Consider the following 13,155-nt stretch of genomic DNA (forward strand, 5'->3'; position numbering starts at 1 on the left):
ACAATGAAGTTATTTAATCAAGTCAGTGATTGGCTGCTCGGACAACAAAATGAAACAGCGATCACCCAACAGAGTATTAAAAAAAGATTTGAGAATCATAACCCCTCTTTTGCCAATCAATTGTCCATGGTGGATTTCAACGATGAGCTTAATTTCTTTTTACTCAATGACGGTATCAGCATTGGTTCAGGCTTTGAGTTAGCCTCCATTCCGGCAGAGGCCGCATCTAGCGAACACTTACACGCTGTTTTTAACAAAATTCGAGATACGTTTGCCACAGTCGTTCCTTTACACAAAGAAGATCCCTGGGTGATGCAAATGTATGTCAATGACGAATACAGCTTAAAACCAGTTCTAACACATATCCAACAAAGTATCGCACCGGAGATTGCCAAGACATCTTTTACCCATGACTATTTGGCACGATTGAATGATCTTTTTTGTAAGATGACAAGACCCGAAGGATTATTTGTTGATCCTAAAACTGACACTCCTTATCGCGGTAGACGAAGAAGAGTCAGAGTTTTGTTTTATCGCCTCTATCAAAAAACACCAGCCACCAGAGAGCAGGCAGTTATAGAGCATCAAGAGGTCATGGCTCAAATAGAAAGCAAACTACAATCACCTGGTCTTCAACTAAAACAGCTAACTGGCAAAGATTATTATCGATGGCTGATACGCTGGTTTGCAGCTGACGCTGAAGAATTACTGACCTGTTTTCCTTATCCAAAAGACAATAAACCAGCGGGCTTCACCTTTAGCCAAAATGTCTTATTTCAGGAACCACAAAGTGATGAACATGGATTTATATTTGATGAGCTTCACCACCGCATTCTATATATTGACGGTTTGAAAGAATCTCCTGAAATTGGTCTTCTATCACGGGAAAAAACACAAGCGAACCCCAAACATCGATATGCTCTTTTAGATAAACTTCCCGAAGGCGCTACCTACACCATTCAGGTTATTTTTGAAAATGATGAAGCCTTGGATACACATCTTATGCGTCTTGAAAAAGGCATTGTAGGAACAAGCCTTAAGCCCTCACAAGTCAAAGCAGATATCAAAACCGCGCGCGATGAATTGTCTATGGGAAATCGTCTGTTTTGGGTTAATCAATCGATCTTTTATCGTGCTAGCACGAAAGATGAAGTAGTGCGCATTGAAAAAGAACTGAAAGAATTGTTTATTGAAGCCAAAATGCCTTTGATTTCGTCTTGTTTTGATGTTCATCCTATCAACAGTTATCTCAATGCTTTACCTTTTAATTTTATTCCGCAATATGCTCGCAAATACTTGCGTTTTGATCGGCTGATGTATGCTTCCGAATTAGCTTCCTTATTGCCTGTGTATGGGCGCAATCAAGGTGCGAGACACCTTCCTTGTTTTACTTTTTTTAACCGTTTAGGTGAGCCAGTTCTCTTTGACGTGTTACATCATGATTTTATCAGCCAAAACTCCCACATGGCATTATTTGCCAATTCAGGTGGCGGTAAATCAGTGGCTACAGGCTGGATGATTAATTCACTTATGGCCACTAAAAATGCTCGTATTATCCTTTTTGAAATGGGTAACTCCTTTGACCGTATGCTTATTCATGCCAAAGCCCATGGTAAAAAAACCAAACAGTTACTACTAAGTAATAAAAAGAATGAAGCCGTTCCATTAAATCCATTTTGCGAAGCCTATAAAGCCATTCCCGAAATTACAGATAATCTAAATGCTGAGCAAGCAGCCCTGATTGCGCAAAAAATCATGGCACTCAAAGAAAATCTTCAACAGCCTGCTCATTCAGAAGAACTCGCTTGTGATGATGGCTCTCGCTCCTATCTAGCAGAACTGGCCTTGGCATTGCGAACCATGATTACAGAAGCCAATGCCTTGGAGGAAGAGCAATTCACTTTGGCTGATGAGACGCTGTTAATTGAAGTATTAAGTGACGCCATCTTAACTTCTTTTAGTAATGGCATCCCGCAAATGTTGACTGAACATATCGTAAGTAGCTTTAAACGGCGATTGGAAAAGGAAACAGTTCCACGCAAAAAAGACCGTATTTTAGATATGCACGATCGATTAAATAGTTATGTCATTAACAGCGCCAAATCACGCTTTTTTAATGTGCCTACTGAACCTTTAGGGGATTTTGATATTTTTCATATCGATATCTCAGCGATTAAAGATGATACGGGAAAGCTGGCTTTAGTCATGGTGTCTTTATTACCAAGAATCTTGGCTATGGCAGAAGCCACTCAAAACGACAACCGCCCTACCTTTCTGTTTATTGATGAGTCTCATTTGCAATTTCAAATTGCATCTGTAGTAACCGTTTGTTTACTGGTTGCTAAAGTAGCCAGAAAGTTAGGTCTTTGGCTAGTTGCCATTACTCAAAACGTTACGGACATGAATTCGGAAAAGGCCACTAAAATTTTATCGCTAATTGAAACCTGGATTTTGTTGGGGCTTGATGAAAAGGAAATTACCGATGTCAAACGCTTTAAATCATTAACCCCACAACAGGAAGCCTTAATCAGGGATATTGATTCGCAAAAAGGCTTATATGCGGAAGCAGTTTTATTAGGCTCACGTTACCAGGGATTATTTCGAGTCATTCCCCCTCGCTATCTGCTTGCTCTTTTAATGACTGAAAAATCAGAAAAAGCACAGCGACATACCCTGGAGAAACAACATGATGTCCTCAAAGCGGCCGAATTGCTCGCAGAACAACTTGAAAATAAAAAACAAAGCCAAAGTCATGATGCTTATTTCTATGCTGATTAGTCCGATGATTCATGCAACAGAAAGCATTGAACCACCTCATCCTGAAACTAGTTTTGGTATTGCCGCTAAAGTATTAAGTAAGCTATTTATCAACACGCATTACAAGGTGATTGGTTCCTGTACCTGGGCAGTGGGTAAATTTCCCCCTAAGATGGAAGTGGTTCCTGCAATTGAACAGTTTTTACCTGATCTCATTATCACGGTGTCTAATCGCCCAGAAACTAATCCGTGGATTGAAGCGCATGCACTTTATGAGAATCCCGCAAGCCAGGCTTTGTACCAAAAGGCCTATCAACTAGCAACAGGTTCAGCGCTTGGATTCGGCGATGACGCAGGACAAACTTCTGACATGCATATTAATGAAGAGCGCACACGGGTTGTCGATGTGATTGGCAGTCCGGCTGGCGTGTATCGCTTCCCTTATTTATCGCATAAACCTGAAACCCGCTTTGGTTATCCTTACTATATCAGTGAAGCAGATGCGGTTTCAGACCGCACAGAGCTTGCTGAAATTGCCTACATGGCAACGCATCCCGATCTGTTATTCAACCATGATATAGGGTCTTCAACTCAGTCGTGGGGGCATGAAATTCCCAGACTTATGCGAGTTACTCAACCCTCACGTTTTAGAGCATCCGTAGTTGCAGCACTTCATGCTGCAGACATCGTGACCAATAAAAACAGTCTTCATGTGACCCAAAGCACGAGCAACTCTTGTGGCCCAAACTGTGTGGTAGCTAATGTGGTATTCGATGCCCATCACAAAAATGTCATTTGGCAGGAGGTATATCCAAACAATCGCAACATTAATTTCAGTAACTCTGATATGGGCATTAAAGATGAAAAATCAGGAAACGGCAATTATATCTTTGTCGTCTGGCGCAAATATCGCGGCTGCATTCAGCATAAAGGAAAGCTGGTACATGCCTTGTCATATCCCAAAGTGGGTCAACCTCAAAAACGATAGGAACTATTATGACTAAATTACCTGCGACTTTATTCGCCTTGATAATCCCACAAGCTGTACTTGCCAGCTCACTGTTACCTAATCAATCGGATTATTACTATAAACTAGGCGGTTCATCAAATCTTTATGTGCCACCAGTAAATAATGATCAAACCATTACTATTGGCGGAAATGTCGATACTCGTTTAGGGTTTACCTGCAACGGATTTAACCCTGTAGTTTCAATTACCAATACCTTTCAGGATATGAAATCCTCGGCCATGAATATCCCAGGAGGCGTTATTGATAACTTGAAAGGCTCTGTAGCCGGCTTCCCCATGTATAAACTTCAGCAATCCATGCCCGCCTTGTATAACGTATTACAGAATACCGCAGCAAATGCCATGAATGAGTTTTCTGTCAAAGTAAAAGACTGTCAGGATGTTAAAAAGACGCTGGAAGAAGGACAATCCCCAATGGAAAGCATGTTGTCTGTTTCTGATAGCCAAGGTTGGCTGGATGCAGCCAAGCGCGCCAAAACTGAAAATGTTGATGTGACTGCAACAGCCAAAAACATTGCTAAAAAAAGAGATGAGTATGGCTTACCCTGGATAGGCAAAGAAAGTGGTAATGCTGGTGGTAAATATCAACGCCCTATTAAGGTCATTAATGATGTAGTCATTGCTGGATACAATATTCTGCTAAACCGCAAACCCCTCAATAATGAGCAACAACCGACTACCGTTACTCCCATGACTCAAAACTGGAAAACGCCTGTCGAAGCAGCTAATTGGGCTGTGAAGGTGTTGGGCGATATTCATGTTAGCAGTTCAGAAGATACCGCGGATAAAACTAAGCATGATGCCAAAGCTGGTATTGGTTTATCGGCGTTACTACAAAGTTGTGACAGCTCTAACACGTGTACATCCAATGTATCAAAAGCATTGTGGCAACTGGTTGACAAACAATGGCCGCTAACTGAGGAAAAACTCAAACTGGTCAGCGCATCCAATTTGATGATTACCGATGAAATCATTATCACTATTCAAAGAATGCCACGTGAGGAACAAATTCTAACAGTATCCAAACTGGCCGAAGAAATTGCCGTACAAAATATGTTGGATAAGGCCATGATGATGCGCCGAATATTGCAATCCGGCTTGCAGGTGCAAGAAGTACAAAACCTAAAACCCGCTTTAGATATGGTGAAATTTGCCTTGAAGAAACTGGATGATGATATCCATTCTCTCGCATTTGAAAATGACGTGCGTAAAAAGATGATGACCGAAACGTTAGGACTTCTAATGGACATGCGCAGCAATGAAATCGCTAAAGGTTTGCCTGGTGATGACCATGAGCAATCGCAAGTGAAAAATGGTGCCGTTTATGTCAAACCAAATTCCAAAGGAGCCTAATATGGTAGTTTTTAGCCCATTATCGCTTTACACCACCTATTTAGGCTGGCAGCAGTATGAAGTCTTATTTAATGCCCTGTGGCAGACAGGGCTTTTATACCTTGGTTTTCTAATGGTCGGTTATCGTTTTTTGAAGAACGTACTGGCACCTAGTGGTTCTACCCATCATGCCGCAGAACACGCCCTTAACAACTTTCTTTATGAACTGGCAATAACCTTTTTAATTTGCGGACTCTTTGTCTACCCTTGCGTGCCACTGGAAGAAAAAGCCATGAGCTTTAAGCCCATGTGCGGTATCAAAAAAGACTCTGACGCCAAAACGTCCACCTTAAAAGATACTGGAACAACTTATGATGAAGCCTTTGCTGATGTATTAACTCCCAATGTCAAAATGCCCTTAGGATTTGCAATCTTGCAAAACTATATGTCTGGCTTAACCTATGGCTTGATGAAGGTGACTGGCTGTACGGATAGCTTGCAGTCCATTGAGGGCGATTTGATTTCTACATATCTACCAGCTGATGTACGAGAGCAGGCGCTAAACTTTCATCGCCAGTGTTTCCTTGAAGCACGCAGCATTTATTACAATGAGAAGCATGACAAAGCGAAGGTAGATGAGATCTTAAAGAAATACGGTGGTGAAGAAGATTTGAAATGGGTTGGATCAAAAGTATTTCAAACGCTGTATTACAGCAAAATATATGCTCGCCAACCCGTTCCTGGATTTAGCTTCAATGAAGCGCCTAATAAAAATCTGGAGAAAGCTGCTGAACGCGGTGATATCGATGCCAAACATCTTCCAGAACAAGGTTACCCCAGCTGTAACCAGTGGTGGTCAAAGTTGAGAAACGATTTGGTGCAAGTGGCCAATAATGCCAGCGTCTTTGATAGCCATCTTAATTATTATGCCGTATTAGATAGAGTGCGCACCTTTAAGAATAATCATCCGAAAGCATGGGGGTCACAATTAAGTTCAGAGGATTATATTGCAAAAATGCTTTTGAATGACAGCCGTGACATGCAAGCCAATAGTGTTAAAAACATGATGGATAACACCAATGGGGCTTTTGGTGGTGCAATTTCCCAGGGGCTGGTTAACATCGGTCAATGGACAAAATCATGGACCTCCACGCCTTTAAAGCGTGAAGCAATCATGCAAACACTGCCGGTCATGCAAGCCTTTTTATACTTTTTTATCATTATTATGACACCGGTTGTTCTGGCCCTAAGCGGCTACAACCCGAAGGCATTAGGCAGTATCTGTGGATTATTCACTATGGCAATTTTTCTGCAATACCTCTGGCATCTGGTCGGTTTTGTCGAACGAAGCGTGCTGGATCCTCTAGGACAAAATGATGCCGTTTCAGCCATGAGAAATATGGCGGTCTTGTTTTATTTTATCGGTCCAATGCTACTGCTAAAGCTTTCCAGTCATTTTGGCGGTGAGGCAGGAGCGGTCTTAGGCGCTTTAGTAAATGAAGCAGGCCAACAGAGCGACAAGGTTGCTAATTCTGCCTCCGATACTATAAGGCAGGGTGCCAAAATTGCTAGTGCAGGAAAAACATGAACCAGGTAATTTTATTCGCCGTGAATATGACGTGCAAGTTCAGTACCGCTAATAGCCCCCTCTTCGTAAAGCTGCTGAGCTTTTCCAGCGGTATAACGGGGCTTTCCTCGCGAATCCGAGGCAAAGGAGGCTATCACCTGTAAAGCAACAACAACTACATTCCCAAGGATTCTCAATGCCGTAAAGGTCATGGATTTATGATTTCTGTTCTTCCCAATCATGAGGAGTTGTCCATGTTAAATAAGTACACCCGTACAGCCATTATAGCCATAACAAAATATGTTCTGCCAGTAGTACTGCTTGTGTTGTTAGCCCCTCAGCTTATACAGTTTAGCCCGCAGCTAACCCAAGCTAACCAGTTCTTTCATTTACATCAGCTTAGCTTTCTTCTTCTGCACAGCCTCTTTTATATTGCCCTATTCTGCTTATGGCCTCGAGTTATCCATGCATTCGTGAATCGCAGTTCTCATGAAATAGCACAAGAGCAAATCAATTCCGCCTTAAATGCAAAATGGTATTTACTGGCAGCGCTGATCTTTTTTGAAGCATTGGTTTGGTGGAGATAATCATGAGTAATTATCCCGTTGAAAACTTGCTTCGCGAACCAACAGAAATTTATACCAGCATGACCTGCACAGCCCTCGCCTTGCTTGCTGCAACTCAACCTCATTTATTTTTATTAACCCAATACATGGGCTATTACGCAGGTCTAAGTTTGATGACTTTGAGTTTGGTCCGGGGATATCAGGCATTTAAGATCAAACGCTACCATCGGCGTTTAATTGCTATGCCTTACTACGCTTTATCTACGACTCAAGTGCCTGTTTCTCAAAAATGGCTCTTTTTGGGTAAAGGCTTTCGATGGTTGCCACATCATACGCAGCGATTGCACCAAATTAAGCAAATAAAAAATGAAGCCTTTATGCAACGTGGCAAATGGTACCAGGCCATCAGGCAATTTTGTCAAAAGCATGAAAAATCATACGTGGCAGGATTACTCAACAGTTCATCCAAACTGAATCCATTTAGACCTGATCCACCGGTGGGAGGTAGTCCCTACCTGCATGGTTTAGGTGAAAAAGACGATCCGGTCTACATCCCACAAGATGTAAGAGTTGGCCATACCTTTGTGGTAGGTACTACTCGCGTAGGTAAAACAAGATTAGCCAGTATTCTCATCAATCAGGACATTAGAAATGGCGATGCGGTGATTGTAGTTGATCCTAAAGGCGATCTGGACTTGGTTCGCGATATGTATTCAGCCTGTGAAGCATCCGGTCGCTTGTATGATTTTCGTATAGTCCATTTAGGTTTTCCCGAGCTGTCAGCCCACTACAACCCATTAAAAAACTATGATCAGGTCAGCGAAGTTGCCACTCGTATCACTGATGCCATTGCAGCAGAAGGTGAAGGCAAACAATTCGCAGCCTTCGCCTGGAAATACGTCAATATCGTTGCAATTTGTCTGGAAGAAATGAAACAGCCCATCACTTATAAATCTATAGCGTTTTATATCAGCCGTCTTGATCAACTCCTCATGGCCTATGCAGATACCATTATGCCTACTCACTATCAGGATTATCATAAGCAAGTTGATGCAATACTGACGCATCATGAAGAACGCCAAAGCCGTAAAAATAAGAATGCAGCTCCAATGGACAGAACCAAAGCAGTTATTGAATACATCAAAGAGCATATTAGCAAGACAATCACCGCCGGCAATGTGGAAAGCCTGCATGATCAAATCCTGATTGATCTCTACGATGCAGCCATTATGGACAAACATTACTACGACAAAATTACAGCCAGTGTTGGTCCTGTCCTCTCAGAAATAAATAAAAGTAATGCGACAGGTATTTTCTCATTTAATCAAAGCCAGAATGAGATTGAACTAATGACCGCTATTAAAAAGAAAAAAGTCATTTACATTGGACTTGATAGCTTAACCAACCCCAACATAGCACAAGCAGTCGGCAAGGCTTTTTTATCAGACTTAGTATCTACAGCCGGGAAGATCTATAAGGAAAGTAACGCTAATTACCGTTTGAACCTGCACTGTGACGAGCTATCAGAAATTATTCAGGATTCATTTGTGAAGATTCTCAATAAGGCCGGTGGTGCTGGTTTTCAGGTTACAGCATACGCCCAAACCATACAGGACATGGAGGTTGCCCTCGGATCCAAAGCCAAAGCGGAGGTAACAGAAGGCAATTTTAATACCCTGATTATGCTTCGAGTTAAAAATGAAGAAACAGCTAACCTGTTGGTTAAAATGCTGCCCCAAGTTGGCGTGGTTGATTACACGCAGGTTTCTATGGTTAATGATACTCCTCATGGCGAAGATGGCGTTTATTTTAATACCACCAATGAAGATCGGGTTCAAACATCTTCTGTACCTATGATTGATGTGAATGATGTTATTTCTTTACCTAAGGGGCAGGCTTTTGTTTTAGTCAATGGTGGTGAACTATATAAAATTAGGGTGCCATTGCCATTAAATGGAAACAAGATGAGTTCTGATTCATTAATTACAAAAATAAATAGATAAGAAATAATCTATTTTATTAAAATTTACTCCCATGGAGTTGTAGAATGATTTGACTGATAATTACATAGTAAGGTTTGCGAAAAGGGCCGCCCCGCTTTCTCTTGAATTTTTATAATTATTTTTCCAATATTATTTTCTGCAGTTAAAATATATATATAACTGACTACACTTTTGTTTATCTCGCAGAAAATATATTGCTAGAATTAGTGAAACATAAAGAAAGATTAACAAGAAAAACCATTAAATATAATCGAACAAAATCTCAACTAAAATACAAAATATAAAGATACATATCAAAAGGAAATGAGTATTTTATTTCAGATTAGTATATCGGTTAAAAACTCTAGCACTTGATAATTACAAAATGGACAATTATGAAAAATCGAAAACAGTTACAATTTATTATCGAAAATGCTATAGACTTTTTAAAAAAATCTCTTGAAGACATAAATGGGGATTTAAAATTCTCTTATATAAATTTTTGGACCGGTGTAGAGCTATTATTAAAAGCTCGAATCATTAGTGAGCACTGGTCATTAATCGTAAAAGGGCAACCAAATTTAGATAAATATCTCAGTGGGGATTTTTGCTCTATAAATTTTGATGAGATGTGTGATGTTTTAGAAAAAGTAATTTCTTCACCAATAGATAAAGCTCATAAAAATATACTAACCAACATTAAAAATCATCGAAACAAATGGATTCATTTTTGCAATCCGTTGTCTGAAAAGGATAAGGCTCTATTGTTATCTGATCAAATGCATGGATTATATATTTTAAATTTATATTTGAATAGCCGGTGGAAATTTGTTTTTTATGATTTTAATTATCAAATAAAAAGCGCTTACAAACAACTCGAAGAAGAGTATGGACCTTATAAAAAATTCGTATATACATACTATATACATGACGAAATAGCTAACATTATAAAGAAAGACCGTCTAAATATTAGATTATCAGTTTGTCCATCCTGTAGATTTTTTTGTGCAATTAGACCGAGATACACAGAAAATATTATTTTTAATAGTTCATGCAAATTGTGTGGATATGAATTAATAAGCTTATTTGCAACTTGTGAAAAATGCAAAAAACCAAATGTATTTTCAGAAGAAAAATGCATCTGTAACAATTGCCACAAAAAATACTTATGGGTTGAATTATTAACTAAAATAAATATTTTCAAGTTAGAAGATCATTTCGATGTTCATTGCTACTGCGGATCTCATAGTCTTATTGAATACCAAAACGATTATTTTTGTTTTGAATGCAAAAAGAAATTCCCTCAAGATGATTTAAATGAATGTATATATTGTCATGGTCTAGGACCTGAAGAAATGGAAAGCGGATGTTATCACTGTCAAAATTATGAACCATGTTGGGAAGATCTCTATCCTCAAAAATAAGAAACATTAGATAGTATGCGTCACTGCTAATAGTTGCAGTGACGCATAACACAACCTTTGATTTTACATAATAAAATCAATATATTAAATAATTTTGTCCTGTCGGGCAGGATCCGACAGGACAAAATATTCATATCCAACCGCTTGCCTGGCAAGCATCATTTTGATAATTTTTAATCAAGCGTAACTGATGAGCCTGGGAAGTACAGGCGAAACCTAAATGGTCTTACGCTGAGCCACCTTGTTCCCTAACCCAGTGGCTGGACGTCAAGTCGGGAAACCCTCATGGATAATCTGCTTCTCAGCAGGGTAAGTTTTCTTAAACTTGCTGTCATCAACACTTCTGTAATGACCAGGAATCAGGACAAAGCTTTACTTTGTCACTTCATTAATCTGTTTAAACTAAAAAGGAGAAAACTACCAACAAAAAACAGCTGTAAACCGGCAATATCGTTTGCCTTATAACGATTGATTTGCCCCTAAACAGAGCCTAGTGGCGCAAGCCTGGTATCGCTTTTGAGTGAGCCGCTCGATCAACACTAAACCAAAATCAGGGCAAGTACTTTTTAGAGTAGAATAAATGCGTAAACAGTCTTTGAGACAGACTGCCAACCGATACTTACAAACGGACAATCGAGGCAGCTTCAAGGATAAAAAACATTGTGCATTCGTCATTCATAAAATGATAGATGATTTGTTTCTAATGGGCGATGTTCCACACTCATGGCATGCTCTAAAAAAATATCACATAGAACAACTGATCGAATTCTGGCAGAAAAATAAAATTAAGTCAGCAACAATAATGGATTATATGACAACAATCAGAAGATTTTTGCAGGGCATTAATTGTCTTTTATCTGATATCGATAATAAAAGCCTTGGCTTATACCGACAACGTAATACTCGAAAAGCGAAAAAAACATCTCCTGATATCTGGACTGAAATACCCCAGACAATTGCAAAAATTATTATGGGTATGCAGACGCAATTTGGTTTAACTTTTAGCGAAGCAATTCAAGTGATTCCGGGGATTCATACCAAAGAAGAAATGCTGTGGATTACTCGCGAAATTTCTTTTAATTCAGAAGACAGGACAATCCCCTTTCGTAATAAAAATCAAACGCTCATTCTTGCTGAATTATATAACTATACTCAGAGTGACAAATGCTTGCTTCAATTGCATGATTATGACGACATTCTCTCACAATGGCGTATGGCATTAAGCGCTTTCAACTTACCAACAAACAAAACCTATCGCTATCTCTATGCCAGACAATTAAAAAAAGAACTTTTACCTATTCTTGGTAACTACCAAACTGATTGGCTTATCAGGGATGAGATGGGGATTAAATCACGTAATACCTTATGGGTATACCTCCATGAGTAAATCTAAATTGAAAAGCGCCCAGTACTCTATCAATGAATGTGTTAAAAATATTAAAGGCTATTCTTTTGCTAGCAAAGCAGACATGCGTCACATGCTGAACCGATGTATCAAGGACTTGCATGAGCAGGGATATAAATTGGGGCATCTTAATGGCCTAAAGCCAAAGCATATTTATATTCTGGTTGATCTATGGAAAGCTCAAGGTAAAAGTACCGCCACTATTAAAAATTACATGGCAAAATTGCGCAAAGTTGGTGTGTTACTGGATAAACCTCATCTTGTTAAGCCTGGAAACGATACCTATCAAATAAACCGGCGTAGTTATGTGCCAACTTATAACAAAGCCATTCATCAAAATGATTTTAGCAAATGCACTGATCCATTAATTCGCCTATCACTTGAAGCACAATCATTATTTGGCTTGCGCCGTGAAGAATCTATTAAATTGATAGTCAGCGAAGCCTGGCAAGGAAATAGCCTGAAAATCAAGCCAAGCTGGACCAAAGGGGGAATTGGAAGAACATTGAATATCAATGATGAACAACGACAATGGCTGTCAAAAACAATGGAACAAATATCTGCAGGTCAATCATTAATTCCGAAAGATAGAACCTATAAACAACATCTGGGTCATTATCAAAAGCAGCTAAAACTGATGGGCTTAAGTAAATGTCACGGTTTGCGCCATGCCTATGCTCAAAGAAGATATCGTGAATTGACACAACAATTTGATCCTCACAATAGGCTGATTTGCCCAATTGATAGCGGTATACCTTCAAGGCAGCTCAGAGGTATAGAGCTCGAATGGGATCGCAGAGCAAGAGAAATAATAAGCCGCGAGTTAGGTCATTCTCGCATGGCCATTACTAAAACTTATTTAGGCTGACATTGTTCTAAATTATCTAATAAGTTCATTTGATATCAAATGCGAAAAGTGCTTGATTCCAAGCCAAGCCTTGATAACCTGAAACCAACACAACTGATGAGTCTGTGTGAGCCAGACGAAACCAAAAGGTCTTGTGATACACCATTTATTCCCTAATTTGATGGTGGAACGTTTAGTCGGGATATTTATGACATATTGTTTATGATATGTTTAATTTAACCAGAT

10 protein-coding genes are annotated in these 13,155 nt (G+C 39.6%); 9 read left to right on the plus strand and 1 reads right to left on the minus strand.

Annotated elements, in window-relative coordinates:
- Positions 1–3 precede the first annotated feature (3 nt).
- From DYH42_RS09850 to DYH42_RS09865, 4 genes are read left to right on the plus strand one after another with little or no spacing between them, the layout of a single operon-like run.
- Positions 4–2,778: a conjugative transfer ATPase gene (locus tag DYH42_RS09850; RefSeq protein WP_058522350.1), complete on the plus strand. Its 2,775-nt coding sequence runs from the start codon at positions 4–6 to the stop codon at positions 2,776–2,778.
- Positions 2,753–3,745, plus strand: a complete 993-nt coding sequence (locus DYH42_RS09855; RefSeq protein ID WP_058522349.1) for a TIGR03756 family integrating conjugative element protein — start codon at positions 2,753–2,755, stop codon at positions 3,743–3,745. Before DYH42_RS09850 ends, DYH42_RS09855 begins: the two co-directional genes overlap by 26 nt.
- Positions 3,746–3,753: 8 nt before the next feature.
- On the plus strand, positions 3,754–5,139 hold the full coding sequence (locus DYH42_RS09860) for an integrating conjugative element protein (RefSeq protein WP_058522348.1): 1,386 nt from the start codon (positions 3,754–3,756) through the stop codon (positions 5,137–5,139).
- A gap of 1 nt (position 5,140) precedes the next feature.
- Positions 5,141–6,706, plus strand: a complete 1,566-nt coding sequence (locus DYH42_RS09865) for a conjugal transfer protein TraG N-terminal domain-containing protein (RefSeq protein ID WP_058522347.1) — start codon at positions 5,141–5,143, stop codon at positions 6,704–6,706.
- An 11-nt stretch (positions 6,707–6,717) separates the two neighbouring features.
- Here the strand turns inward: DYH42_RS09865 and DYH42_RS09870 are convergent, their stop codons facing one another.
- A complete protein-coding gene (locus DYH42_RS09870) occupies positions 6,718–6,927 on the minus strand; it encodes a hypothetical protein (RefSeq protein ID WP_058522346.1) in 210 nt (69 codons plus the stop codon).
- A 12-nt stretch (positions 6,928–6,939) separates the two neighbouring features.
- On the opposite strand from DYH42_RS09870, the gene DYH42_RS09875 reads away from it, so the two are divergent.
- The 5 genes from DYH42_RS09875 (at position 6,940) to DYH42_RS09900 (ending at position 12,930) form a co-directional block, all read left to right on the plus strand.
- Positions 6,940–7,272 (plus strand): hypothetical protein, encoded by a 333-nt coding sequence (locus tag DYH42_RS09875; RefSeq protein ID WP_058522345.1) that lies wholly within the window; start codon positions 6,940–6,942, stop codon positions 7,270–7,272.
- Between the two features lie 2 nt (positions 7,273–7,274).
- The gene (gene traD / locus DYH42_RS09880; protein WP_058522344.1) at positions 7,275–9,254 is read left to right on the plus strand and encodes a type IV conjugative transfer system coupling protein TraD; all 1,980 of its coding nucleotides are present in this window, start codon (positions 7,275–7,277) and stop codon (positions 9,252–9,254) included.
- Positions 9,255–9,628: 374 nt separating this feature from the next.
- Positions 9,629–10,657: a hypothetical protein gene (locus DYH42_RS09885; protein WP_058522343.1), complete on the plus strand. Its 1,029-nt coding sequence runs from the start codon at positions 9,629–9,631 to the stop codon at positions 10,655–10,657.
- 580 nt (positions 10,658–11,237) lie between these two features.
- Positions 11,238–12,044, plus strand: a complete 807-nt coding sequence (locus DYH42_RS09895; protein ID WP_058522342.1) for a phage integrase N-terminal domain-containing protein — start codon at positions 11,238–11,240, stop codon at positions 12,042–12,044.
- On the plus strand, positions 12,037–12,930 hold the full coding sequence (locus DYH42_RS09900) for a phage integrase N-terminal domain-containing protein (protein WP_058522341.1): 894 nt from the start codon (positions 12,037–12,039) through the stop codon (positions 12,928–12,930). The genes DYH42_RS09895 and DYH42_RS09900 overlap by 8 nt, the downstream gene beginning before the upstream one ends.
- Positions 12,931–13,155 lie beyond the last annotated feature (225 nt).

Origin of the sequence: Legionella birminghamensis, assembly GCF_900452515.1 — a bacterium.
GTDB classification, from domain to species: domain Bacteria; phylum Pseudomonadota; class Gammaproteobacteria; order Legionellales; family Legionellaceae; genus Legionella_C; species Legionella_C birminghamensis.

Excerpts from the sequence above, each read along its gene's own strand:
- DYH42_RS09860 (WP_058522348.1), top strand. The coding sequence starts at position 3,754 with ATGACTAAATTACCTGCGACTTTATTCGCCTTGATAATCCCACAAGCT.
- DYH42_RS09870 (WP_058522346.1), bottom strand. The coding sequence starts at position 6,927 with ATGATTGGGAAGAACAGAAATCATAAATCCATGACCTTTACGGCATTG.
- DYH42_RS09875 (WP_058522345.1), top strand. The coding sequence starts at position 6,940 with ATGTTAAATAAGTACACCCGTACAGCCATTATAGCCATAACAAAATAT.
- DYH42_RS09895 (WP_058522342.1), top strand. The coding sequence starts at position 11,238 with ATGCGTAAACAGTCTTTGAGACAGACTGCCAACCGATACTTACAAACG.
- DYH42_RS09885 (WP_058522343.1), top strand. The coding sequence starts at position 9,629 with ATGAAAAATCGAAAACAGTTACAATTTATTATCGAAAATGCTATAGAC.
- DYH42_RS09855 (WP_058522349.1), top strand. The coding sequence starts at position 2,753 with ATGATGCTTATTTCTATGCTGATTAGTCCGATGATTCATGCAACAGAA.
- DYH42_RS09865 (WP_058522347.1), top strand. The coding sequence starts at position 5,141 with ATGGTAGTTTTTAGCCCATTATCGCTTTACACCACCTATTTAGGCTGG.
- DYH42_RS09850 (WP_058522350.1), top strand. The coding sequence starts at position 4 with ATGAAGTTATTTAATCAAGTCAGTGATTGGCTGCTCGGACAACAAAAT.
- traD (WP_058522344.1), top strand. The coding sequence starts at position 7,275 with ATGAGTAATTATCCCGTTGAAAACTTGCTTCGCGAACCAACAGAAATT.
- DYH42_RS09900 (WP_058522341.1), top strand. The coding sequence starts at position 12,037 with ATGAGTAAATCTAAATTGAAAAGCGCCCAGTACTCTATCAATGAATGT.